General features: G+C 69.8%; 24 protein-coding genes. 18 read left to right on the top strand and 6 right to left on the bottom strand.

Annotation, left to right across the window (positions count from 1 at the left end):
- Window positions 1-275 precede the first annotated feature (275 nt).
- The 6 genes from ileS (at window position 276) to GVN21_RS02655 (ending at window position 7,401) form a co-directional block, all read left to right on the top strand.
- Window positions 276-3,140 (top strand): isoleucine--tRNA ligase, encoded by a 2,865-nt coding sequence (gene ileS, locus GVN21_RS02680; protein WP_166573155.1) that lies wholly within the window; start codon window positions 276-278, stop codon window positions 3,138-3,140.
- Between the two features lie 31 nt (window positions 3,141-3,171).
- The gene (gene lspA / locus GVN21_RS02675; protein ID WP_166573154.1) at window positions 3,172-3,729 is read left to right on the top strand and encodes a signal peptidase II; all 558 of its coding nucleotides are present in this window, start codon (window positions 3,172-3,174) and stop codon (window positions 3,727-3,729) included.
- Window positions 3,730-3,808: 79 nt separating this feature from the next.
- Window positions 3,809-4,360 carry a DUF3035 domain-containing protein gene (locus GVN21_RS02670; protein ID WP_166573153.1) on the top strand — a complete coding sequence of 184 codons (552 nt, stop codon included), beginning with the start codon at window positions 3,809-3,811 and terminating at the stop codon, window positions 4,358-4,360.
- Window positions 4,361-4,595: 235 nt separating this feature from the next.
- Window positions 4,596-6,464: a DNA mismatch repair endonuclease MutL gene (gene mutL, locus GVN21_RS02665; RefSeq protein WP_166573152.1), complete on the top strand. Its 1,869-nt coding sequence runs from the start codon at window positions 4,596-4,598 to the stop codon at window positions 6,462-6,464.
- 36 nt (window positions 6,465-6,500) lie between these two features.
- Window positions 6,501-6,926 (top strand): VOC family protein, encoded by a 426-nt coding sequence (locus GVN21_RS02660; protein ID WP_166573151.1) that lies wholly within the window; start codon window positions 6,501-6,503, stop codon window positions 6,924-6,926.
- A 202-nt stretch (window positions 6,927-7,128) separates the two neighbouring features.
- A complete protein-coding gene (locus GVN21_RS02655; protein WP_166573150.1) occupies window positions 7,129-7,401 on the top strand; it encodes a YjhX family toxin in 273 nt (90 codons plus the stop codon).
- Here the strand turns inward: GVN21_RS02655 and rsmD are convergent, their stop codons facing one another.
- The 4 genes from rsmD to GVN21_RS02635 are packed head-to-tail and all read right to left on the bottom strand — an operon-like array spanning window position 7,402 to window position 10,841.
- Window positions 7,402-7,965, bottom strand: a complete 564-nt coding sequence (gene rsmD / locus GVN21_RS02650) for a 16S rRNA (guanine(966)-N(2))-methyltransferase RsmD (protein WP_166573149.1) — start codon at window positions 7,963-7,965, stop codon at window positions 7,402-7,404. It abuts the gene before it with no gap.
- 39 nt (window positions 7,966-8,004) lie between these two features.
- Window positions 8,005-8,664 (bottom strand): lysophospholipid acyltransferase family protein, encoded by a 660-nt coding sequence (locus GVN21_RS02645; RefSeq protein WP_166573148.1) that lies wholly within the window; start codon window positions 8,662-8,664, stop codon window positions 8,005-8,007.
- Window positions 8,664-9,635, bottom strand: a complete 972-nt coding sequence (locus GVN21_RS02640) for a phosphatidate cytidylyltransferase (RefSeq protein ID WP_205689887.1) — start codon at window positions 9,633-9,635, stop codon at window positions 8,664-8,666. Before GVN21_RS02640 ends, GVN21_RS02645 begins: the two co-directional genes overlap by 1 nt.
- Before the next feature lie 45 nt (window positions 9,636-9,680).
- The gene (locus tag GVN21_RS02635) at window positions 9,681-10,841 is read right to left on the bottom strand and encodes an MFS transporter (RefSeq protein ID WP_166573147.1); all 1,161 of its coding nucleotides are present in this window, start codon (window positions 10,839-10,841) and stop codon (window positions 9,681-9,683) included.
- 56 nt (window positions 10,842-10,897) lie between these two features.
- Between GVN21_RS02635 and GVN21_RS02630 the strand changes: the two genes are divergently transcribed.
- The 6 genes from GVN21_RS02630 to GVN21_RS02605 all read left to right on the top strand — a co-directional run bounded on the left by GVN21_RS02630 (window position 10,898) and on the right by GVN21_RS02605 (window position 15,506).
- Window positions 10,898-11,821 (top strand): LysR family transcriptional regulator, encoded by a 924-nt coding sequence (locus tag GVN21_RS02630; protein ID WP_166573146.1) that lies wholly within the window; start codon window positions 10,898-10,900, stop codon window positions 11,819-11,821.
- 267 nt (window positions 11,822-12,088) lie between these two features.
- A complete protein-coding gene (locus GVN21_RS02625) occupies window positions 12,089-12,577 on the top strand; it encodes a hypothetical protein (RefSeq protein ID WP_166573145.1) in 489 nt (162 codons plus the stop codon).
- The gene (locus tag GVN21_RS02620) at window positions 12,574-13,686 is read left to right on the top strand and encodes an RNA ligase RtcB family protein (protein ID WP_166573144.1); all 1,113 of its coding nucleotides are present in this window, start codon (window positions 12,574-12,576) and stop codon (window positions 13,684-13,686) included. Before GVN21_RS02625 ends, GVN21_RS02620 begins: the two co-directional genes overlap by 4 nt.
- On the top strand, window positions 13,683-14,309 hold the full coding sequence (gene prfH, locus GVN21_RS02615) for a peptide chain release factor H (protein ID WP_166573143.1): 627 nt from the start codon (window positions 13,683-13,685) through the stop codon (window positions 14,307-14,309). Before GVN21_RS02620 ends, prfH begins: the two co-directional genes overlap by 4 nt.
- Window positions 14,310-14,448: 139 nt before the next feature.
- Window positions 14,449-14,835, top strand: a complete 387-nt coding sequence (locus tag GVN21_RS02610) for a hypothetical protein (RefSeq protein ID WP_166573142.1) — start codon at window positions 14,449-14,451, stop codon at window positions 14,833-14,835.
- A complete protein-coding gene (locus tag GVN21_RS02605; RefSeq protein ID WP_166573141.1) occupies window positions 14,832-15,506 on the top strand; it encodes a CDP-alcohol phosphatidyltransferase family protein in 675 nt (224 codons plus the stop codon). The genes GVN21_RS02610 and GVN21_RS02605 overlap by 4 nt, the downstream gene beginning before the upstream one ends.
- On the opposite strand, the gene GVN21_RS02600 is transcribed toward GVN21_RS02605, so the two are convergent.
- Window positions 15,497-16,963 carry a pseudouridine synthase gene (locus GVN21_RS02600; protein WP_166573140.1) on the bottom strand — a complete coding sequence of 489 codons (1,467 nt, stop codon included), beginning with the start codon at window positions 16,961-16,963 and terminating at the stop codon, window positions 15,497-15,499. The genes GVN21_RS02605 and GVN21_RS02600 overlap by 10 nt on opposite strands.
- 58 nt (window positions 16,964-17,021) lie before the next feature.
- Between GVN21_RS02600 and tadA the strand changes: the two genes are divergently transcribed.
- The 3 genes from tadA to GVN21_RS02585 all read left to right on the top strand — a co-directional run bounded on the left by tadA (window position 17,022) and on the right by GVN21_RS02585 (window position 18,772).
- Entirely contained in the window at window positions 17,022-17,501 is a 480-nt protein-coding gene (tadA, locus tag GVN21_RS02595) for a tRNA adenosine(34) deaminase TadA (protein WP_166573139.1), read from the top strand.
- Window positions 17,498-18,250, top strand: a complete 753-nt coding sequence (locus GVN21_RS02590; RefSeq protein WP_166573138.1) for a helix-turn-helix domain-containing protein — start codon at window positions 17,498-17,500, stop codon at window positions 18,248-18,250. The genes tadA and GVN21_RS02590 overlap by 4 nt, the downstream gene beginning before the upstream one ends.
- Before the next feature lie 69 nt (window positions 18,251-18,319).
- Window positions 18,320-18,772: a DUF6265 family protein gene (locus GVN21_RS02585; protein WP_166573137.1), complete on the top strand. Its 453-nt coding sequence runs from the start codon at window positions 18,320-18,322 to the stop codon at window positions 18,770-18,772.
- Here the strand turns inward: GVN21_RS02585 and GVN21_RS02580 are convergent.
- Window positions 18,769-19,359: a GNAT family protein gene (locus GVN21_RS02580; RefSeq protein ID WP_166573136.1), complete on the bottom strand. Its 591-nt coding sequence runs from the start codon at window positions 19,357-19,359 to the stop codon at window positions 18,769-18,771. The two genes, GVN21_RS02585 and GVN21_RS02580, sit on opposite strands and share 4 nt — an antisense overlap.
- A 143-nt stretch (window positions 19,360-19,502) precedes the next feature.
- On the opposite strand from GVN21_RS02580, the gene GVN21_RS02575 reads away from it, so the two are divergent.
- The 3 genes from GVN21_RS02575 to GVN21_RS02565 all read left to right on the top strand — a co-directional run bounded on the left by GVN21_RS02575 (window position 19,503) and on the right by GVN21_RS02565 (window position 23,144).
- The gene (locus tag GVN21_RS02575) at window positions 19,503-20,822 is read left to right on the top strand and encodes an acyl-CoA dehydrogenase family protein (RefSeq protein ID WP_166573135.1); all 1,320 of its coding nucleotides are present in this window, start codon (window positions 19,503-19,505) and stop codon (window positions 20,820-20,822) included.
- A 148-nt stretch (window positions 20,823-20,970) separates the two neighbouring features.
- Entirely contained in the window at window positions 20,971-21,945 is a 975-nt protein-coding gene (locus GVN21_RS02570) for an ABC transporter ATP-binding protein (RefSeq protein WP_166573134.1), read from the top strand.
- Window positions 21,942-23,144 carry an ABC transporter permease gene (locus GVN21_RS02565; RefSeq protein WP_166573133.1) on the top strand — a complete coding sequence of 401 codons (1,203 nt, stop codon included), beginning with the start codon at window positions 21,942-21,944 and terminating at the stop codon, window positions 23,142-23,144. Before GVN21_RS02570 ends, GVN21_RS02565 begins: the two co-directional genes overlap by 4 nt.
- The last annotated feature ends 6 nt before the right edge of the window (window positions 23,145-23,150 follow it).

Here is a 23,150-nt window from a genome sequence, read left to right as displayed (position 1 = left end):
GAGCCGGGACCCAGGTGGGCCGCGCGCTGACTTTCGCGGCCGCGATACCGCGCTCTGTCACACCTGGGTCCCGGGTCTACGCGGCTTCGCCGCTCCGCCCGGGATGACGGATGGGTTGGGCTGGCATTGAGTGGCACGCTCTGTTAGAGCCCCTGCATGACCCGTGATCGGATGACGGCGCGAATTATCCGCCCGGCGTGACGCCGCCGGCATCGGTCGCGCGCGCCGGGAACGACCCCGTCCGATCCCCGCACATTTCATCCGAGCGCCCCATCATGGCCGACGACGCCACACCTGCCCGCGACTACCGCGAAACCGTCTTTCTCCCCGACACCCCGTTCCCGATGCGGGCCGGGCTGCCCAAGCTCGAGCCCGAGATCCTCAAGGCCTGGGAGGAGGCCGACCTCTACAACGCCATCCGCGCCGACCGTCAGGCATCCGGCGCCCCGCTGTTCGTGCTGCACGACGGCCCGCCCTACGCCAACGGCGCCATCCACATCGGCCACGCCCTGGACAAGACGCTGAAGGACTTCGTGGTCCGCAGCCGCTTCCTGCTCGGCTTCGACGTCGACTTCGTGCCTGGCTGGGACTGCCACGGCCTGCCCATCGAGTGGGAGATCGAGAAGGAGTTCAAGGCCAAGGGCCGGGCCAAGGACGAGGTCCCCTCGTCCGAATTCCGCAGCCGTTGCCGCGAGTTCGCCAGCCACTGGATCGGCGTCCAGATGGAGGGCTTCAAGCGCCTGGGCGTTCTGGGCGACTGGGAAAACCGGTACGCCACGATGGACTTCACCAGCGAGGCGACCATCGTTGCGGAATTCCACAAATTCGTCGCCACGGGCCAGCTCTATCGCGGCTCCAAGCCGGTGATGTGGAGCCCGGTCGAGCGCACCTCCCTGGCCGAGGCGGAGATCGAATACGCCGACCACGTCAGCCCGACCATCTGGGTGAAGTTCCCGGTCACCCGCGGTCTTGAGGACGCTTCGGTGGTGATCTGGACCACCACCCCCTGGACCATCCCCGCCAACCGGGCGATCAGCTACAACCCGGCCATCGACTACGGCCTCTACCGCGTCGACGCCCTGGAAGAGGGCCTGGAGTTCCAGCCCTGGACCCGGCCGGGCGAGCGGCTGGTGCTGGCCGACAAGCTGGCCGAAGAGGTGCTCAAGGCCGCCAAGGCCGCCGGCTGGACCCGGCTTCAGGCCGTCGATCCGGGCGCGCTGGCCACCGCCCACCCGCTGGCCGCCCTGGCCCCGGACGCGGACGACAAGGCCGGCTTTGGCTTCGGCGTTCCCCTGCTGTCCGGCGACCACGTCACCGACGACGCCGGCACGGGCTTCGTCCACACCGCGCCCGGCCACGGCGCGGACGACTACAATGTCTGGCTGGCGCACGGCCATCGCGACATACCCGAAACCGTCGATCCCGACGGCGCCTACTATCCCCACGTCCCCCTGTTCGCCGGCCTCAAGGTGCTGGAGACCGAGGGCAAGAAGGTGGGCAAGTTCGGGCCGGCCAACGGCGCGGTGATGGAAAAGCTGATCGAGGCCGGCACGCTGCTGGCCCGGGGGCGGCTGGAACACAGCTATCCCCACAGCTGGCGCTCCAAGGCGCCGGTGATCTTCCGCAACACCCCGCAGTGGTTTGTCCGCATGGACGGCGAAGGGCAGGGGCCGACGCTGCGTGAGAAGGCGCTGGCCGCCATCGACGCCACCTCCTTCTATCCGGAAGGCGGCCGCAACCGCATCCGCGGCATGGTCGAGACCCGGCCCGACTGGCTGATCAGCCGCCAGCGCGCCTGGGGCACGCCGCTGGCCATGTTCGTCGACAAGGAAACCGGCCAGCCTCTGGTCGATGCCTCCGTCAACCAGCGGATCACCGACCTGATCGCCGCCGAGGGCGCTGACGCCTGGTATCTGCGCCCCGCCTCGGACTTCCTGGGCGACCGCGACGCGGACCGCTACGAGAAGGTCGACGACATCCTCGACGTCTGGTTCGACAGCGGCTCGACCCACGCCTTCACCCTGGAGGGTCGCAACAACAGCCGCTGGCCCGCCGACCTCTATTCCGAAGGCTCCGACCAGCATCGCGGCTGGTTCCAGTCGTCCCTGCTGGAGGCTTGCGGCACCCGCGGCGTGGCCCCCTACAAGGCGGTGGTCACCCACGGCTTCACCCTGGATGAGCAGGGCAAGAAGATGTCGAAGTCGCTGGGCAACGTCATCCACCCGGCCGACATCATCAAGGAATCGGGCGCCGAAATCCTGCGCATGTGGGTGGCCCTGACCGACTACACGGACGACCAGCGGATCGGAAAGACCATCCTGGCCGGCGTCTCCGACGCCTATCGCAAGCTGCGCAACAGCCTGCGCTACATGCTGGGCGCCCTGGCCGACTTCACGCCCGGCGAGCGCGTTCCCCACGAGCAGCTGCCGTCGCTGGAACGCTACATCCTCCACCGCCTCTGGGCGCTGGACGGCCAGGTGCGCGAGGCCTACGGCGCCTATCAGTACGCGGACGTCCTGCGCCCGGTGCTGGAGTTCTGCCAGGGAGATCTCTCCAGCCTGTTTTTCGACATCCGCCGCGACAGCCTCTACTGCGACCGGCCGGGCAGCCTGAACCGCCGCGCCTATCGCACGGTGCTGGACGCGGTGTTCGAGCGCCTGACCGCCTGGCTCAATCCCATCGCCCCCTTCACCATGCACGAGGCCTGGGCCAGCCGCTTCCCGGACGACCGGCCCAACGCCTTCCGCGTGATCCCCGACACCCCGGCGGAATGGCGCAGCGACGCCGACGCCGAGCGCTGGGGCAGGATCGAACAGGTAACGGCCGCGGTCACCGCCGCCCTTGAGGTGGAGCGGCGTGAGAAGCGCATCGGCTCGGCCCTGGAGGCCGCCCCGGTTGTCGCGGTCGGCGATCCGGCCCTCCTGGCCGCCTTCGAGGGGCTCGACGCGGCGGAAATCTTCCGCACCAGCGCCGCGACCCTGAAGGCCGGCGGTGAAGGGGTTTCGGTCGATCCGGCCCTGGCCGAGGGCTGCAAATGCGCCCGCTGCTGGCGGATCCTCACCGAGGTGAAGCCGGCGACCCAGCTGTGCCTGCGCTGCGAAGACGCCGTCGCCGCCTGGGACAGCGCCGCTTCGGCCTGATAGGACTGGCGCAAAACCTGGAGACGCCCGCTTGAGCCTCGAGACGCCGGACGCCGACCTCGCGCCTGAAACCCCTGCGCCCGAAACCGCGCCGCCTCAGGCGGTCGCGACCAGCCAGGGTCCGACCGCCTATGCCCTGGCGCTGGCGGTCCTGCTGGCCGACCAGCTCAGCAAGATGTGGTTCCTGGCCAAGGGCTTCGCCGAGAGCCAGTCAGAGCATGTGTTCGGCCCCTTCTCCCTGACCATGGTCTGGAACCGGGGCGTCAGCTTCGGCCTGTTCCGAGGCGAGGCCGAGTGGGTGCGCTGGGTGCTGACCGCCTTTTCCTTCGTGGTGGCCATCGTCATTGCGGTCTGGGCGCGGAAGGTCCAACGGCCGCTGCTCGGCTGGTCCTTCGGGCTGATCATGGGCGGGGCGGTCGGCAATATGATCGACCGCATCCGCTTCGGCGCGGTGGCCGACTTCCTGGATTTCCAAGCCCTGATGTTTCCCTGGGTGTTCAATGTGGCCGACAGCGCCATCTCGGTCGGGGTGGTCCTGCTGCTGATCGACACCTGGAAATCCGACCGCGACGCCAAGGCCAAGGTCTGACCGGTTGGCGCCGCCCGCTGGATGGCGTATCTGATCCGTTCGTTTTCTGGCCGGGGGGCCAGCTGGAGCTGACTGTCGTATGAAGCTGAACCGCGCTCTCGTCGTTACCGCCCTGGTCGCCAGCGCCGGCATGGCCGGGTGCCAGTCGGCTTCCAAGGCCCTCGGCATCGCCAAGATCACCCCCGATGAGTTCAAGGTCGTGACCAAGGCTCCGCTGGTGGTGCCGCCGGACTACGCCCTGCGCCCGCCGGCCCCCGGCGAGCCCCGCCCGGCCGAGCTCGAGCCCGACTCCGCCTCCCGCGCCAGCGCCCAGGCCCGGGCCGCGGCCGCCGAGCGTTCGGACGGCGAAAAGGTGCTGGTCGCCAAGGCCGGCGCCAACAACGCCGATCCCCTGGTGCGCTACGTGGTCGACGACGAGTTCGGCGACGTGGCCCACAAGGAAAAGAGCTTCGCCGACACGGTGATGTTCTGGCGCAAGGACAAGCCTGCGCAGGTCGCCTCCGCCGACCCGGCCGCCGCCCCGCTGACCGACGCCGCCGCCGAGGAAGCCCGCATCAAGGCCCTGACCGGTGGCAAGGACGTGGTGATCAAGCGCGAGAAGTCCGGCTGGGTGAAACTGCCGGGGCTGTAGGGATCTGGGGACTGGTTCGCCGCAGGCGTACCTGTCCCCGATCAGCGCCGGCGGTCGATAGCAGGCGTGACCCAGACGCGGATTCGCTGTCGCCAACCGTCTGGACCTAGGCCGCGTCTTCGATCAGCGCCGATCGGGGACGGGAACGCCGCATCGGACGGTATTGCGCCATCGTTCGGCATTGTGCGCGGCGATCCAGTCCCCATGTGCGGAATCGGCTAAGGTCCCCCGTCCCATGCCCATACGCCGCCTCCCGCCCGAGACCGTCAACCGCATCGCCGCCGGCGAGGTGGTTGAGCGGCCGGCCAGCGCGGTCAAGGAACTGGTTGAGAACGCCCTCGACGCCGGCGCCCTCAAGATCGCGGTCGAGGCGGACGGTGGAGGGCTCAGCCGCATCCTGATCGCCGATGACGGGTCCGGCATGGGGCCGGACGACCTCTCCCTCGCCGTCGAGCGCCACGCCACCTCCAAGCTGGCCCCCCAGGCCGACGGCAGCTGGGACCTGCTCAACATCTCCACCATGGGCTTCCGGGGCGAGGCCCTGCCGTCCATCGGCTCGGTCGCCCGGCTGTCCATCGCCAGCCGGCCCAAGGGCGCCGCCGATGCCCACGCCATCCTGGTCGAGGGCGGCGCCACCGGTCAGCCCGGCCCCGCCGCCTTCCCCGGCCCGCACGGGGCGCGGGTCGAGGTCCGCGACCTGTTCTACGCCACCCCCGCCCGCCTGAAGTTCATGAAGTCCGAGCGGGCCGAGCAGATGGCCATCACCGAGGAGGTGAAGCGCCAGGCCATGGCGCATGAGGCCACCGGCTTCACCCTGGACCTCGACGGCCGCCGGGTCCTGCGCCTGCCCGCCGAGCCGCCCGGACCGGAAGGGCGCCTGAACCGCCTCGCCGCCGTGCTCGGCCGCGACTTCCAGGACAACGCCCTGGAGATCGATCAGGAACGAGAAGGTGTGCGGCTGTCGGGCTTCGCGGGCCTGCCGACCTACAACCGCGGCAACGCCGCCCACCAGTATCTGTTCGTCAATGGCCGGCCGGTGCGCGACCGGCTGTTGCAGGGGGCCCTGCGCGCCGCCTACGCCGACTACCTGGCCCGCGACCGCCACCCGGCCGCCGCCCTCTATCTCGAGCTCGACCCCACCCTGGTCGACGTCAACGTCCACCCCGCCAAGGCAGAGGTGCGCTTCCGCGACCCCGCCCTGGTGCGCGGCCTGATCATCGGCGCCCTGCGCCACGCCCTGGCCGGCGCCGGGCACCGGGCCAGCACCACGGTTGCCGGCGCGGCCCTGGCCGGCTTCCGGCCCGGTGGGGGAGGGGGTTATGGCGGCTATCGCCCGCCTCCGCCCGCCACGGGTTTCTCCGCCTGGCAGCAGGGCGGCTGGCAGCCGGCCCAGACCGGCAACCTGCCGGGCCTGAACGATGTCTCCGCCCGCGTCGAGCCCGGCGGCTTCGCCGAGGCCCTGGCCGGCTTCGACCCCGAAGTCCTTGAACGGACCCCACAGCCCGGCGTCCTCGACCCGGTCGACTTCCCCCTCGGCGCCGCCCGCGCCCAGGTGCACGAGACCTACATCGTCGCCCAGACCCGCGACGGCATGGTCATCGTCGACCAGCACGCCGCCCACGAGCGGCTGGTCTATGAGCGGATGAAGGCGGAGATGGCCGCCGGCGGCGTCGCCCGTCAGACCCTGCTGCTGCCCGAGGTCATCGACCTCGACCCGGCCGAGGCCGAACGGGTCTGCGCCCGCGCGGATGAACTGGCGGCCCTGGGCCTGGTCATCGAGCCCTTCGGTCCCGGCGCCGTTCTGGTCCGCGAGACCCCGGCCTTGTTGGGCGAAACCAACGCCGCCGGCCTGATCCGCGATATCGCCGACGACCTGGCCGAGAACGGGCAGGCCCTGGCGCTCAAGGAGCGGCTGGAGGAGGTCTGCTCGACCATGGCCTGCCACGGATCGGTTCGCGCCGGCCGCCGCCTGACCGGCGCCGAAATGAACGCCCTGCTCCGAGAAATGGAAGCCACGCCCCACAGCGGCCAGTGCAACCACGGCCGTCCGACCTATGTGGAGCTGCGGCTGGCCGACATCGAGCGATTGTTCGGGCGGCGCTGAGCGAAACTGCGCCGGAAGTTCGGCGTTCAAATCGCCATGGACATCCATCGCGGCCGCCTCATCGACCATATCCACCTGCGCACGAAGGACCTCGCGGCGACGCGCACCTTCTACGCCGCCCTGCTCGGCGCCCTGAACATCGAGGTGGTCGCCGATGACAGCCACCTGCAGGCCGACGAGCTGTGGATCGACGCCGCCGACGACAAGACCCCGGCCCCCACCCACGTCCACCTCGCCTTCCAGGCCGCCAGCCGCGAGGAGGTGGACCGCGTCTGGCAGATCGCCCTGGCCGCCGGCGGCAAGGACAACGGCGCCCCCGGGGAGCGCCCGTATCATCCCGGCTACTACGCCGGTTTCCTGTGGGACCCGGACGGCAACAACATCGAGGTCGTCTTCCACGGTCCGGCCGACCGCTCCGCCGAGTCCGTGGTTGTGACCTTCGCGCAACCCTCCGCGCCCTAGCGCCGCCGCCCTCTCGACGAACGGCGGTCGCCGCGTTACGCAGCCTTCGTCAACAGAGGTACGCCCTATGTCTCCCCTTGCCGTCGAGGCCTGGGTTTAAGACGGCCGGATAACCAAGCCGGTCGTCGCAGAGCCCGCTGAACCGCCCGTCCTGACCTCGTCAGGGCGCGGCTTGTCACGCCTCACGACATCGGACTTTCCTGTGAACATCTCCAAGACGCAGCAACGCACGCTGCACGCGCTCGCCCAGGGCGGACGCATCGACCTGGTGCGCGAAGACGACCGCATCGTCGGGGTCGAATGCTGGTCCCGCGAGGGCTGGCTGCTCGCCGATTGCACCCTCGGGGTCTTCAAGAGCCTGAAGAAGAAACGCCTGATCGCCAGCACCGGCGGCGGCCCCTACCGCATCACCCGCGAGGGCCTGGCCAACCTCCGCGCCCAGCTCAACAACCGGGTGACGGCGAAGGGGTGGTAGCTAAGCCAGCCGCAGGAAGTGGACGCGCGCCGCGCCATAGTCGCGCGCGTCCAGCACCTCATACCCCGCCGGCGCGAACCCCGCCTCGTCCGACCCTCGCTCGACCATCAGCACCGCCCCGTCGGCCAGCCAGCCATGGGATAGCAGCTCGGCGCAGGCCTTCTCCGCCAAGCCTTTATGATAGGGCGGGTCCATGACCACCAGGTCGAACGGCGCCCCGGCGCTGCCGGGCCGCGGCCCCAGGTCCGTGGCGTCCCGCCGGTGGATGCGCGTCGCCCCGAACAGGCCGAACGCCTCGATATTCTCCCGGATGGCCCCCCGCGCCGCATCATCCGTCTCGACGAACAGGCAAAAGGCCGCCCCCCGCGACAGGGCTTCCAGCCCCAAGGCCCCGCTGCCGGCGAACAGGTCCAGCACTCGCGCGCCCTCCAGGTCCGGCGCCCAGGCCGCATGCTCCAGGATGTTGAACACCGCCTGCCGCGCCCGATCGCCGGTCGGCCGGGTGCCCTGTCCGGGCGGAGTGACGATGGGGCGGCCACGGAACCGGCCGGAGACGATGCGCATGGGATGTCAACTGCCCGCAAACGCCGCCCTCAGCAACCGTCAGCCGTCCTCCCCCTCGCTCCACCGAAGTGGCGGGGCCTGCGCCTTGAGCGCCAGCAGGGCGTCGCGCAGCCCCTCCATGAACGGGGTCCGCCGGCCCTCCCAGTGGATCGCTTCGCCGACCAAAACAGCGCAGGTCATCGGCACCGGCACCACCTCGCCCTTGGGCAGAACGCGCCCCGCCCCCTGAATCCACACCGGGATCACCGGCGCCTGCGGAAAGGCCTCGGCAAGCCGCGCCACGCCGTTCTTCAGCTGGGCCATGCTGTCGTCGGCGTCCCCGCGCGTGCCTTCGGGAAAGACCACCACAATGGCCCCCTCGCTCAGCGCCTGCCGGGCCGGGGCCAGCACGTCTTCGCCGGTTCCGGCCCGCTTCCTGGCCACCGGGACGATGCCGATCAGGTTGCGCGACACCCAGCCGATCACCGGATCCTTCAGGAAATAGTCGCTGGCCGCCGCCGGCCGCACCAGATGCACCGCCCGCGCCTTGAAGATGGTCAGCAGCAACAGGGTATCGACATGGCTGTTGTGGTTGGCCGCCACGATGGCCGGCCCGGTCACCGGCAACCGCTCGCGCCCGGTCACATCGGCGCCGGTGAAGAACCGGGCCAGCGGCCGGGCCACCGCCACGATCAGCGCCAGGCGCAGCCAGCGGATCATCAGAACTTGTCCACGGCAAAAAACGCCAGCAGGTGGAAGTAGAGCGGCGCCGTGAAGGTCAAACTGTCGATCCGGTCCAGCAGGCCGCCATGGCCGGGGATCAGGCCACTGGTGTCCTTCACGCCGATATCCCGCTTGATGGCGCTCATCGTCACATCGCCGGCGAACCCGGCCAGCGGCAGGCTGATCGCCACCGCCGCCAGCCCCACGCCGGACAGCGGCGACAGCCAAGGCCCGATCACCCAGATCAGCGCCGCCGTGCTCACCCAGCCGCCGATGAACCCTTCCCAGGTCTTGTTCGGGCTGACGGTCGGCACGATCTTCCGCCGTCCCAGGGTCTTGCCCCAGACATACTGCGCCACGTCGTTGAACTCGGTGGCCACGAGCAGCAGCAGCACCAGCCCCGCCGCCCCGGCCGGCGCCTCGCTGTCCGGCACCCGCATCAGCATGGCCACGTAGCCGATGTTATAGACACAGGTCATCAGCCCCCAGTGGAACATCGCCACCCGGCTCAGATACCCCTTGGTCTGGCCCAAAGCCGCCATCAGGAACGGCGTCAGCAGGAAGGCGTAGACCGGCACGATGACCAGGAAGATGGGATACTCATCCATCCACACGCAGGCGTAGGAGATGGGGATCGCCCCATAGGCCGCCAGGATGATCAGCCGGTCCTCCCGCCGCGTCGGCGCGATCGACAGGAACTCCCGCAGGGCCACGAAGCTGATCAGGGCGAACAGCGCCGTGGTTGCCTGCCACCCGGCCAACAGCGCCGCGCTCAGCAGCACGATCATCACCCACCAGCTGGCGATCCGCGTGTGGAGCTCGCGATAGTCCTTGCCGGGTTGGGCCAGCGACAGCCCCCGCGCCACCACACCCGCCAGGGTCAGCAGCGCAATCACCCCTGCCAAGCCCCACAGCAGGACCGGCGGCTGGGCGGCGAAGAAATCGCGAACGGTGTCGAGGATCTGCAAGCGCCGCCTCCGGAGGGTGACACCTTGCCGGGTAGGGCGCTTGGGTCAAGCGGCGTCGGCGCGGCGCTCCAGTCCGAAGGTGGCCGCGAACATGATCAGCCCGACGGCGATCATCGCCCCCACCGCCCCCGCGGGCGACCAGGCCAGCACGGCGGCGAAGGCGGCCGGCCCGGCCACCTGCAGCAACCGGGCCGGGGTCTGCATCAAGGCGCTGCGCCGGGCATAGCCCTCCGGCCCGAACAGGCTGAGCGGCAACGTCCCGCTGGCCACGCTGAGCAGCCCGTTGCCCATCCCCTGGCCGAGCGAGAGCACCACCCCGCCGCGCGGCCCCAACGCCAGCAACAGTCCCGCCCCCGCCGGCTGCAACAGGGTCGCCAGCCGGGCGGTCAGCAGCGGCGAAAATCGCCGCAGCACCGTCATCTCCAGGAACCGCATCGCCACTCCGGCCGATCCGGCCAGCGCCGCCGTGGCCACCGCCGTCCCGCGCGGCAGGCCGAACGCTTCCAGCAATCTGGGCAGATGCGCCGCCATCGAAGTCGCCAGGCACCAGGTCCCGGCAAACAGAATGGCCAGCTGCACCATCCGCCGATCCCACCGCACCACAACCGGCGCCGGCGGGGCCGCGTGCGGCGCGAGAGGCAGGGGCCTGGGCGTCACCCGCGCCGCCAGCGGCAGACAGACCAGCAGGTGCATCCCCGCCCAGGCCAGGCAGGCCCCGCGCCAGCCCAGCACCCCCTCCATCGCCAGGGTGATCGGCCAGCCCAGCGCACCGCCCAGCCCGCCCAGCAAGGCCACCGCGCTAATCATCGGCCGCGCCCCCTCGCCATACTGGCCGACCAGGATCTTGTAGGCCGTGCTGTACAGGCCGATGGCCATGCCGACCCCCAGCAGCGCCATCCCCACAGTCAGTGTTACGACATCCCGGGCCGCCGCCAGCATCACCAGGCTGGCCGCGAACACCCCGCTGGAGACCAGCAGCACCACCCGCCCGCCGGTCTCGTCCAGCCACCGCCCGACCCACGGCCCGGCGACAGCGGAGATCAGGAAGGCCATCGACAGCAGACCGAACACTCGTCCGGACGAGACGCCCAGGTCCCGCGCGATCGGATCGCCCAACACCCCGAGCAGGTAGAAGCTGGACGCGAAGGCGACCATCTGGCCAAGACCGAGGACCAGGACGAGGGGGAGAGAACGGAGCGGCGGCATGGCGCTGGCTCATGCCGCGATTGCGCCCGGCCCGACATCGACTTATCGGTCGCCTCATGTGCGCAAAACTCACAGCCCCGCGCCGCGACCTTTCCCTCAACGCCCTCCGCGCCTTCGAGGCCATGGCCCGCACCCGCGGCGCCACCGCCGCCGCGGCCGAACTCGGCGTCACGCACGGCGCCGTCAGCAGGCAGGTCAAGGCGCTGGAACGCGCCCTCGGCGTTCCCTTGTTCACGGGTCCGAAACACCGCCTCGAACTCACCCCCGCCGGCGCCGACCTCCTGCGCCCCCTGACCCTGGCCTTCGACCAGATCGCCCACGCCGTGGCCGCCGCCCGCAGCCCCGCCGGCCCCCTGCGCCTGGCGGTCCACGCCAGCCTGTCGGTCAAATGGCTGATCCCCCGCCTGGCGCGACTGGCGCGGGCCGAGCCGGCCCTGACCGTCGAACTCACCGAACTGCCGCCCCGCGCCATGCGCCAGCGCCACGCCCACGCCGCCCTGCGCCTGCTCAGCCGCGAAGACCAGGCAGGCGTCCCCTGCCACCGCTTCATGGCCAACAGCATCGGCCCGGTGCTCAGCCCCGCCCTGCTCGCCGGGCATGGCGGCGATCCCCTCGCCGCCCCGCGCCTGGCCTCCGCCACCCATCCCCAGGGCTGGCGCGAGTGGGCGCAGGCCGCCGGCGCCGCCCTGCCGGACGCTCCGGTCCAGTCCTTCGCCCACCTGCATTTCGCCTTCGACGCCGCCGTCGCGGGCCTCGGCGCCATGGTCGCCCCCTGGCCTCTGGTCGCCGAAGACCTCGTGGCCGGCCGCCTCGTCGCCCCACTGGGCTTTACCCCCGCCGACAGCGATTTCGTCCTGATCCCCGCCCCTGGCGACGAAGCCCGCGCCCTCCGCCCGCTCCTCCGCTGGCTCCGGGCGGAGGCCGACGCCATGCCGGCCGCCCCGGGCTGCAACTCATCTGAACTGCAGCCACCCTGTTGAACGGATCTGTGAGATGCGATAGTGACCGCGCCCAGCCAATCCCGGCGTGTTCCTGAAACTGGAAAGGAGAACAGCATGCGAGCGACTTCAGCCCGTCAAGACACTCTCCTCCTAATCCAGACTCTTCAGGAACAGATTGCATGGGCAATTTGCTATCGGGCGACTTCACTCGCCTGACTTTTTCCGGCGAGGCGAAAGCGCCTTGCCATCTCATCACGCATCCGCTGTTCAGCGACCCGCCGGCCTCCGTTTCGCGGGAGGTCCGTCATGCGCGCTGACATGTTCAAGGTCGTCGTCGAGCGACCGCGCTGGGGCGCGGGACATGCTCAATCCCCCAAACTGAAAAGGACACCCGATCCGTTCATCAAACACATTGGTCTGAAACGTCACGCGCTGATCGCGGCCCCCTACTCCAAATCGCTCAACGAAAATCTCGCGCCGCTCGTGCGATTTCTGCGCAGCCGGCGAGGGCGGCCGTGGGACAGCGTGTTCAGCGAGATCTGCGCCACGCTCGACACTGGCAGCACCATCAAGATGCATGTGCGGTCGCATATCGAGGACTACGTCCTGACACGCATCTCCATCGGCCGGCGCGGCGAGTGGATGCACGAGGGCGAGGTGCTCGGGCGCGAGGGCCGTTGGTTCCGCCGACGGCTGTTCTTCGTCGATCCGCGGGATGGCGTCCTCAAGGACATCAACGGTCTTGCCCGATGCCTGCCCGCGGCCAACTTCGGTGGGAAAGGCGGTGAGCGGTGACCCTCTCTCCCAAGATCACCCTGATCGCGACGGACCCCTCCCGCCTCGACCCCGCCGCCGTCGACCAGCTGCGGGCTTCGACCCGATATGAGGGGATCGAGCGCGTCGTCGGCCTGCCCGACCTGCACGTCGGCGCCGGCATTGCGGTGGGCGCCGCCTTCTGGTCGCCAGACCGGATCTGGCCCCATCTCGTCGGCGGCGACATCGGTTGCGGCATCGGCCTGTGGGAGCTGGGCAGTCCGCTGCGCAAGTTCCGGTTGGGCTCCGTGGAGCGCAAGCTTCACGGCCTCGATGAGCCGTGGTCTGGCGACAGCCTGACCGCCGTGACCGACGCCGGCCTGCCGGCGAACCTGGCGGGTCCGGCGTTCGGCACGATCGGCGGCGGCAATCACTTCGTCGAGTTTCAGCGTATCGAGGAGGTCGTGGACCGCGACCGTTTCGAGGCCCTGAATCTGCAGGCGGATCGGGTGTGGATGATGGTCCACAGCGGCTCGCGCGGATTGGGCCAGGCCGTCCTGCAGGCGCACAAGACGGAGCCTGTGGGCGAGGGCATGCTCGCGGCCAGCCCGGCGGGACAGGCCTATCTGGCCGAGCATGACCAGGCCATGGCCTGGGCCGTGCTTAACCGGCGAATCATCGCGCACCGCTTCTGCGAAGCCATCGGCGCCGAGGGGCGGTGTGTGCTCGACGTCTGCCACAACTGCGTGACGCCCCACCTTGGCGGGTGGCTCCATCGGAAGGGCGCCGCCCCCGCCGATCGCGGGCTGGTCGCCATTCCGGGATCGCGGGGCGATTTCAGCTACCTGGTCGAACCCCTCGACGCCGGTGACGACCGGGCCCTCAGCTCGCTCGCCCACGGCGCCGGCCGCAGGTGGAGCCGCTCGGACGCCCATGCCAGGCTGTCGGCGCGTTTCCGCGTCGCCGACCTCCAGCGTACGGCGCTCGGCAGCCATGTCATCTGCGAGGACCGCCGGCTGATCTACGAGGAGGCGCCTCAGGCCTACAAGGACATCCAGCGGGTCGTGGCGGACCTCGAGGATGCCGGCCTCGTGCGCGTCATCGCGCGCCTGCGACCGCTGCTCAGCTACAAGACGAGGGCGGGGTCATGAGCGAAGTCATCCTGCACCTGACCTCAGGCCAGGGCCCCCAGGAATGTCGGTGGGTCGTCGCTCAGCTGGCGGCGGCCTACGCCCGCGAAGCCGAAGCCCATGGCGTCGTCTGCGAGGTCCTAGACGGCAGCGAGGACCTTCCCTCCTCGCTGCTGCTCCGTGTCGCCGGCGACCAGGCCCCGGCCTTCGTCGCCGGGCGGATCGGCACGGTTCTGTGGGTCGGCGACAGTCCATTCCGGCCAGTCCACAACCGCCGGAACTGGTTCGTCGGCGTCGCCCTCGCTCCGGAGCCGGACCTTGTTCCCGACCTGAAGCCCGAGGACATCGACTACCAGACCCTGCGGGCCAGCGGTCCGGGCGGTCAGCATGTCAACAAGACCGACAGCGCCGTCCGCGCCACCCACCGTCCCACCGGCCTGACCGCCACCGCCCAGGAACAGCGGTCACAGCACGCCAACCGCAAATTGGCGCGGCTGAAGCTGGCCATGATGATCGAGGACCGGCGGACCACGTCACGCGGAAAGGCCCGCCGATCGCAATGGAGCCTCAACCAGCAACTCGAACGCGGCAATCCGGTCAGGACCTACACGGGTGCCCGCTTTGCGCTGAAGTCCGGGGCCTGAACCTGATCGGGCGGAGCGAAGCCTCCCGTCCAGTCGGACCGGCCATGGTCCTTCGACCCCAATCGGCGGGATTTTCCGTTGGCCGGGAGCCGCACGTGATAAAAGGGGCCGCATCGTTGGGGCGACCGGGGAGGGGCCTGTGATCCAGCGCTTGATGCGCTCCAGCCTGGTCCACATGGCCTTCGGCTTCCTGGCCATGGGTGGCTGGGCGCTCTTCGCCAATCGCGCCCATGGCTGGGAACAGGCCTGGGCGCCGGCCCTGGCGCAGGGGACGGTCTCGGCCCTGCTGACGGGGGTGATCAAGCGGGCGCTGGAGGCGATGGATGGCCGTGTCCCCGGGCTCGGCGCCTTTGTCGTTCCGCCGCTGGTCACCGCGAGCGGGGTGCTGGCGACGCTTTTCACCGTCCACAGCCTGATCGGCACGCCGGAACTGGCGGCGACCATCGCCTTTCCGTGGAGCCTCTCGACCCTCTACGCCTTCATCTACAACGCCGCCCTCGTCCGCGCCCGCAGGAACGCCCCGTGACCGACACCGACAACCGCCGCCCGCTGAAGACCCGCTCCGCCGGCTGGGCGGGGCGTATGGCCGCCGCCCTCGGCCGGGCTCGGGTTCGCCCCAACCACATCTCCGCCCTCAGTGTCGCCTTCGCCGCGGTCGGCGCTTCGCTGTTCCTGATGGCCGGCCAGTCGGAGGGGGCGGGGCGGTCGGTCTGCTTCGTGCTGGCCGGGGTCTGTATCCAGCTTCGGCTGCTGTGCAACATGCTCGACGGCATGGTGGCGGTGGAGCACGGCCTGGGATCGCCCACCGGGCCGATCTGGAACGAGCTGCCCGACCGGATCGCCGACGCCCTGTTCCTGGCCGCCGCCGGCTACAGCGTCGCCCCGCTGCTGCCGGCCGGGGAGTGGCTGGGGTGGCTTGCCGTCGCCCTGGCCCTGCTGACCGCCTATGTGCGCGAGCTTGGCCGGGGGCTGGGCCAGCCGGCCGACTTCTCCGGCCCGATGGCCAAGCCGCACCGAATGTTCGTGCTCACCGTGGCCTGCCTGATCACCGCCCTCGAGCCGCTGTGGGGCGGCATCGGCCAGGTGATGCTGGTCGGCCTCGCGGTCATCGCCCTGGGCAGCCTGGTCACCGTCTGGCGCCGCACGGCCCGTCTCGGCCGGGCGTTGCGCGACCACCCGGACGCGCCTCAGCCCTGACGGGGTTTGGACCCCGGAGGACGGGGCCGACCGCTCTTGCCGACCGGGGCCTTGCCAGACTGGGCCGGGGCGCGCTTGGCGGGGCTCTGGACTGGCCGGCTGCTGGCCGCCTCGCCTGGCGCGGTGAACCAGTGGCCCTTGGCCTTGCCATCGCCCGGACGACCGGCCGGGGATTTGGCGACCGGTTTGCCGCCGGCCCTGGGCTTGCCGCCCTTGGCCTTGGGTCCGTCATCGAGACCGGCCAGCGCCTTACGCAGGGCCAGGGCCTTGGCGTCCTCGGCTGCCGCGGCGGCCTCGCGGTCCTTGAAATGCTGCGGCCGCAGGTCCTTGGGCGGCGGGCGTTCGGGCCGGACGGGCGCGGTCTTGCCGCCCTTCGACACCCGGTCGGCGTCGGTCTTGGGGGTGTTGGCGCGGAAGGGCTGGGGTTTGATCTCCCGCTTCCCGGGACCGAAGTCGGCGACGATCTTCGCCTTCGGCCGCTTGGGCATCACGTGGTTGACCGCCTTCTTCTTCGGCCTGGCCCAGCCGGCCTTGTAGACAGGCTTTTCGGGCTTGGGATCGCCCACCACCTTGGAAGTCGAGCCGACGTTGGGGTCGCGCCGCGACTGGGCCTGCGGCGGCGCCTTGTACTGCACCCCGGCGCCGGTGGGCAGGTTGGCCTCGTCGATATGCTCGGCCAGCAGTTCCCGGATCACCCGGGGGCCGACCTCCTCGACATATCCGGGCGCCAGGGTGCCCAGCGAGAACGGCCCATAGGCCAGGCGGATCAGCCGGTTGACCTGCAGTCCAAGGGCCTCCAGCACGCGGCGCACCTCGCGGTTCTTGCCTTCGGCCAGGGTGACGGTGATCCAGACGTTGCGGCCGTTGACCTTGTCCAGCTTGGCCTCGATGGCGCCGTAGCGGACGCCCTCGACGGTGATCCCGTCCTTCAGCCGGTCCAGCTTGGCCTGTGTCGTCTCGCCATAGGCCCGGGCCCGGTAGATCCGCTTCCAGCCTGTGGACGGCAGTTCCAGCGCCCGGGTCAGCCCGCCATCGTTGGTCAGCAGCAGCAGCCCCTCCGACGCCAGGTCGAGCCGCCCGACGGAGATCAGCCGGGGCAACCCCTCCGGCAGGGCGCTGAACACCGTCGGCCGGCCCTTGGGGTCGCTGTGGGTGGTCACCAGCCCGACCGGCTTGTGATAGCGGAACACCCGCGTCGCCTCGGCGCCGGCGATCACCTCGCCGTCGACCGTCAGGATGTCATTGGCCTCGACCTTGATCGCCGGGGTCGTCAGCACCAGGCCGTTGATCGCCACCCGGCCGGCCTCGATCAGCCGCTCGACCTCGCGCCGCGAGCCGACGCCGGCCCGGGCCAGCACCTTGGCCACCCGGTCATGACCCTCGCTTTCGACGCCGTCCGCGACCTTGTCGCGGGCGTCGTAAGGCATGGGCTCGTCTTCGTAGTCTTCCGCAGCCATGATCGCCGCTCCATAACAGGACTTGGGCCGTCTCCCGACGGTCGGACCGCCCTATAGCATGAACACCGCCAACACGCTGCCCACTGACGAAGACCTGATGCGGCTGGCTCTAGACCAGGCGCGCGCTGCCGCCGACGTTGGCGAAACCCCGGTCGGCGCGGTGATCATGGACCCCGCCACCGGCCATATCGTCAGCGTGGGGGCCAACCACCCGATCGGCGCCCACGACCCCACCGCCCATGCCGAGATCGCCGCCATCCGCAGCGCCGCGGCCAAGATCGGCAACTACCGGCTGACCGATCTGACCCTGGTGGTCACCCTCGAGCCCTGCGCCATGTGCGCCGGCGCCATCAGCCACGCCCGCATCGGCCGGGTGGTCTTCGGCGCCGAGGACCCCAAGGGCGGGGCGGTGGTCAGCGGTCCCCGCTTCTTCGAGGGGCCGACCTGCCACTGGCGGCCGGCGGTCACCGGCGGGGTGCTGGCGCAGGAGAGCGCTGACCTGCTGCGCGGCTTCTTCCGGGCGCGGCGGGCCAAATGATCCCGCGCTACCAGGAGTTCGCGCCCCGCGCGGATCTGGCCGCTCACGTCCGCTGCATGTGGCTGTTCGAGGGCGGCGAGGAGACCGAGGACCAGCGGATCGCCCCAGACGGCTGCGCCGAGCTGATCGTCCACTTCGGCCGGCCCTATCTGGAGCGCGCCCCAGACGGCTCGGCCATCCGCCAGACGCCGGTAGTGTTCGCCGGCCAGCTGACCCGGCCGCTGCATCTGCGGGCGGACGGGCCGGCCGGGGTCATCGGGGTGCGGTTCCATCCAGCCGGGAGCTATGGCTACCTGGGCCAGGCCGCCGACCGCTACACCGACCGCCGCACGCCGCTGGAGAGCGGCCTGGACCTCGCCGGTCTCGATGAGGCGGCTCGCCTCACCGCCGTCCAGGACCATGTCGCCGCCCGCCTCGCCGCCAACCCGGCCCCGCGCGACTCCGCCGTCGAGGCCGCCGTCGAACGGCTTCGGGCCGGACAGCCGGTGGAGGCCAGCCGCGACCTGCAACGCCGCTTCGCCCGCATCGTCGGCGTCCCGCCCAGGATGCTGGCTGCCATCCTGCGGTTCCGGAGCGTGTTCGACGCCCTCAACGAACCGGGGGTCACCAGCTGGACCGACGCCGCCCAGGCCGCCGGCTATTTCGACCATCCCCAGCTGGCCCGCGACTTCCGACGCTTCGTCGGCTGCACCCCGACCCAGTTTCTAAACCAACAGGCCGGACTGGCCTCCAGCCTCGCCCAGGTCTGAGCTGTCGCTTCGATACAAGCCGCCCGCCGATCGCCCGTGCTGTCCTGCCGCCAGCTCACGGAGAGACCCATGAAGACCCTGCTCGCCCTCGCCGCCACCCTGTCGCTGGCCGTTCCCGCCTTCGCCGCCGACAGCCTGGCGGATATCGCCTGGATTCAGGGCCAGTGGCGCGCGACCCAGGCCGACGGGGCCGTGGTCACCGAAACCTGGCTGCCGGCCGAGGGCGGGGTGATGCCGGGGATCAGCCGCACCGTCGAGGACGGCAAGGGCCGCGTCGAGTTCATGCGCATCGACGAGAAGGGCGGCCAGATCGCCTTCACCGCCATCGTCGGCCGCAATCCCCCGACCACCTTCGTCGCCAAGAGCCGCACCGCCGACGAGGTGGTGTTCGAAAACACCGCCCACGACTTCCCCCAACGGGTCATTTACCGCCGCTGCGGCGAGCAGCTGTGCGCCGCCATCGAGGGGATGATGAACGGCAAACTGGAACGGATGGAGTGGATCTACGAGCGGGTGCGCTAGACGAAGCTCTCGCGCAGCCGGAAGTCCAGCCGGTCGCGAACGCCGGGCCAGTCGAAGTCGCAGATCGACAGCACCACGGTGTGGCGCACATGGCCGGTCCAGGTGATCTTGTGGTTGCGCAGGGTGCCTTCCTTGGTGGCGCCCAGCTTCTGCACCGCCGCCTCGCTGCGGGAGTTGCGTTCGTCGATCATGAACTCGACCCGGATCGCCCCGGCGTCGAAGGCCTGGGCCAGCATCAGCCTCTTGCTCTCGGGGTTCACCGGCCCTGAACGCACGTCCGGATGCAGGAAGGTCGCGCCGATCTCGACGCCCTTGTGGAGGCGGCGGATGTTGAGGAACGAAGAGGTGCCGACCACCCGCTTGTCGCTCAGCCGCCGGATCGCATATCCGATCCGCTCGCCGCGCTCGGTCTCGCCCTTCAGCGCGCCCCACCAGTCCTCAAACCCTTCGCCACAGCCGTTGACCGACATGATCTCCCAGGCCTCGGGATCGCAGTCGACGGCGCCCTTCAGCTCCTCGCGATGCTCGGCGGTGATCGGTTCCAGCCGCACGTAGCGGCCCTTCAGCAGTTTGCCCTTGAGGTTCATGGGGCCATGGTGAGCGAGTCTGCTCCCGCCGCCAACCCGTCACCGATCCTTCGCTTGCCCTGCGCGTAACCCCGGTGCATGATGCGTTCAAACAACTGTTTGATCGTCGAGGCCGTCAGAGCGGCCGACAGGGAGAAACGCCAATGGCCGAAGTCCACACCAAGGCTCAGTCCTCGTTCAATCTGAACCCGCAGGACGAACTGAACGACCTGCGTATGTCGTCCAAGGCGCTGCCGCTGCTGGAGCACGTCAAGCGCTTCATCGCCGAGACGGTCAATCCGATGAGCGAGGAGTTCGAGCGCCTGGGCGAGGGCAAGACCGACATCTGGTCCTACGCCCCCGGTCAGCTGGAAGTGCTGGAAGCGGCCAAGGACAAGGCCAAGGCCGAGGGCCTGTGGAACTTCTTCCTGCCCAACGCCGAGACCGGTGAGGGCCTGTCCAACCTCGACTACGCCTATATCGCCGTCGAGCTGGGCAAGAACCGGATGGCGTCCGAGGTGATGAACTGCGCCGCCCCCGACACCGGCAACATGGAAGTTCTGGAGCGGGTCGGCACGCCGGAACAGAAGGAAAAGTGGCTGAAGCCGCTGCTGGAAGGCAAGATTCGCTCCGCCTTCGCCATGACCGAGCTGCATTCGGCCTCGTCCGACGCCAAGAACGTCAACACCACGGCCACCCTGGTCGGTGATGAGTATGTGATCAACGGCGAGAAGCACTACATCTCGGGCGCCGGCGACCCGCGCTGCAAGATCATGATCACCATGGTCCAGACCAGCCCGGACGGTCCGGCCAACCACCGCCAGTCGCAGATCCTGGTGCCGACCGACGCCCCCGGGGTGAAGATCGTCGGGGCTCAGCATGTGTTCGGCGATCCCGACGCGCCGCACGGCCACATGCACATCATCTTCGACAACGTCCGCGTCCCGGCCAGCAACATGCTGCTGGGCGAAGGCCGCGGCTTCGAAATCTCGCAGCTGCGCCTGGGCCCCGGCCGCATCCACCATTGCATGCGCGCCATCGGCTCGGCCGAGAAGGCCCTCGACTACCTGGTCACCCGCGGCCTGAAGCGTGAGGCGTTCGGCAAGCCCCTGGTGCAGCTGGGCGGCAACATCGAGATCATCTCCAAGGCCCGGATCGACATTGAGGCCATGCGCCTGATGGTGCTCAAGGCGGCCAAGGCGATGGACGTGCTCGGCAACCAGGAAGCCCGTATCTGGATTCATATGGTCAAGGCCATGGTGCCGGTCCGGGTCTGCGAAATCATCGATTCCGCGATCCAGATGCACGGCGCCCTGGGCGTCTCGCAGCATACCCCGCTGGCCCGGATGTACGCCCAGACCCGCACCCTGCGCATCGCCGACGGCCCGGATGAAGTCCACCACATGGTGGTCGGCCGCAACGAGCTGCGCCAGTACCGCGACATTCCGCACGACCCGTCGACGGCGGCCGTGTTCCGGCACTAGACCTGAATTTGCCAGGCCGATCGGCCGAACAATTGCGCGCCCCGAAGCCCAGCGCTTCGGGGCGCGATTTTGTCTGGGCCGCCCCCGGCTGTCATTTTCCGGTGACGGGGCTTCACCCCTGCGCTAAGCCGCAGAAGGGGTAATCAGCGTGTCAGGCGACAGCATTCAAACACCAACGTCTCTGTCGGCCGACGACCTGGCGATCCGCATTCGCGGGCTGGCGCACCGCTATCCGCGAGCCGACCGCGAGGCGCTGAGCGGGGTGGACCTGTCGATCCGGCGCGGGACCTGCTTTGGCCTGCTGGGTCCGAACGGGGCCGGCAAGAGCACACTTATCTCGCTGATGACCGGTGTGATGGACGTCCAGCGGGGCGAGATCGCCGTCGAGGGCCGGCCCGCCACCGACCGCCGCGCGCTGCGCCGGGCAGGGGCCCTGGCGCCGCAGGACTTCGCCTTCTATCCGGCCCTGACCGGGTCGGAGAACCTGCGCTTCTTCGCCGGGCTGCAGCGCATCCCCGCGGCCGAGATCGGAGGCCGGATCGCGATGACGGCGCGGGCCGTGCAGCTCGAGGACTGGCTCGACAAGCCGGCCGAGACCTACAGCGGCGGCCTCAAGCGCCGGCTGAACCTGGCCATCGCCCTGCTGGGCGAGCCGCGAATCCTCTATCTCGACGAGCCGACGGTCGGCATCGACGCCCGCTCGCGCCAGCTGATCCTGGAGGTCATCGCGGGGCTGAAGGCGCGGGGGACCACCATCGTCTACACTTCCCACTACATGGAGGAGGTCGAGCAGCTCTGTGACGATGTGGCGGTGATCGACCGGGGGCGGCTGGTGCTGACCGGTCGGGTCGAGGAGCTGCTCAGCGAAGCGGCCGCCCGGCGTCTGACGGTCACCCTGGCCGAGCCCGCTCCCAAGTCCGCCCGCAAGGCGCTGGCAGCGCTGGATGCCGAATGGGGCGGCGAGGATCGGGTGACACTGACCCTCGGCGGACCGGGTGAGCTGCCCGCGGCGCTCAGCAGCCTTCAGGCCGCGGGGCTGCAGGTGGCGCGCGCCGAGTATGGCGTCAGCCGGCTGGAGACCCTCTATCTGTCCCTGCTCAGCTCCGGGGAGGAAGAGGCGTGAGCCCGCTGCTCGCCTGCGTGATCAAGGAACTGCGGCTGCTGACCCGTGACCTCCACGGCCTGGCGATGATGTTCCTGCTGCCGCTGGCCTTCATCCTGATCATGTCGCTGGCCCTGCAGGACCTGTTCGCGGCGCGGGCGGGAAAGCTGGCCGACGTTCTGCTGATCGACCGCGACGCCACGCCGGCCTCCGCCGTGCTGCGGACCAATCTGGCGAAAAACGAGGCTTTTGGCATAAATGCGCCAAAAAGTCTTCCAGCCGCCGAGGCGGTGGCAGCCGACCTAAAGGCCGGCCGCCATGCCTTCGCGGTCGAGGTGGCCAAGGGCTACGGAGCCAGCCTGGAGGGGATGCCGGACCCCGACGCCAAACCGATGCTGAAGATCACCGTGGCGCCGGACGTCGACAGCCGCACCGAGAAACTGATGCTGGCCGCGCTCGGCGAGGCGACAGGGCTGCAGCGCACCGATCAGCTGATCCAGTTCCTGCCCGCCGAGGATCCGTTCGGCTATCCGCTCGACCGGCCCAAGGTTGAGCCCCCGAAGATCGACCTGGCCTATGCCTATCGCGCCGAGCCGGACGTGGCGCCCAGCGCCGTGCAGCAGAGCGTTCCGGCCTGGCTGGTGTTCGCCGTCTTCTTCGTGGCCATCCCCTTTTCCAACACCTTCATCCGCGAGCGGCAGCTGGGGGTGCACAGGCGCCTGAAGACCATCGACGTCGGGCCCTTGAACCAGTTCGCCGGCAAGCTGATCCCCTATTTCGCGGTCAACCAGCTGCAGGTCGCCGCCATGCTGGCGGCCGGGGTGTTCCTGGTGCCGCTGCTGGGCGGCCAGGCGTTGCAGATGAACGGCTCGCCCTTCGCCCTGGTGCTGCTGTCAGCGGCGCTCAGCCTCGCGGCCCTGGGGTTGGCGCTCCTGATCGCCGTGGTGGCCAAGACCACCGAACAGGCCACGCTGACGGCCGGGCTGACGGCTCTTCTTCTGGCGGCAATTGGCGGCATCATGGTGCCGAAATTCGTCATGCCGCAGGGGTTGCAGGCGGTGGCGGCCTTTTCCCCCATGGCCTGGGGGCTGGACGGCTTCCTCGACCTGTTGCTACGCGGGGGCGGAGTGGGAGAGATTGCCGATGAGTTGGCCAAGCTGGCCGGATTCGGGGCCGTCACCCTGGGCCTGGCCTGGCTGGTCCACCGTCATAGAGAGTAGGGGAAG

The sequence above is a fragment of the Caulobacter sp. SLTY genome (assembly GCF_009905535.1).
In the GTDB taxonomy this organism is placed as follows: domain Bacteria; phylum Pseudomonadota; class Alphaproteobacteria; order Caulobacterales; family Caulobacteraceae; genus Caulobacter.
The sequence above is the reverse complement of the archived record's forward strand: the minus strand, read 5'-3'. Positions and strand labels throughout refer to the sequence as shown.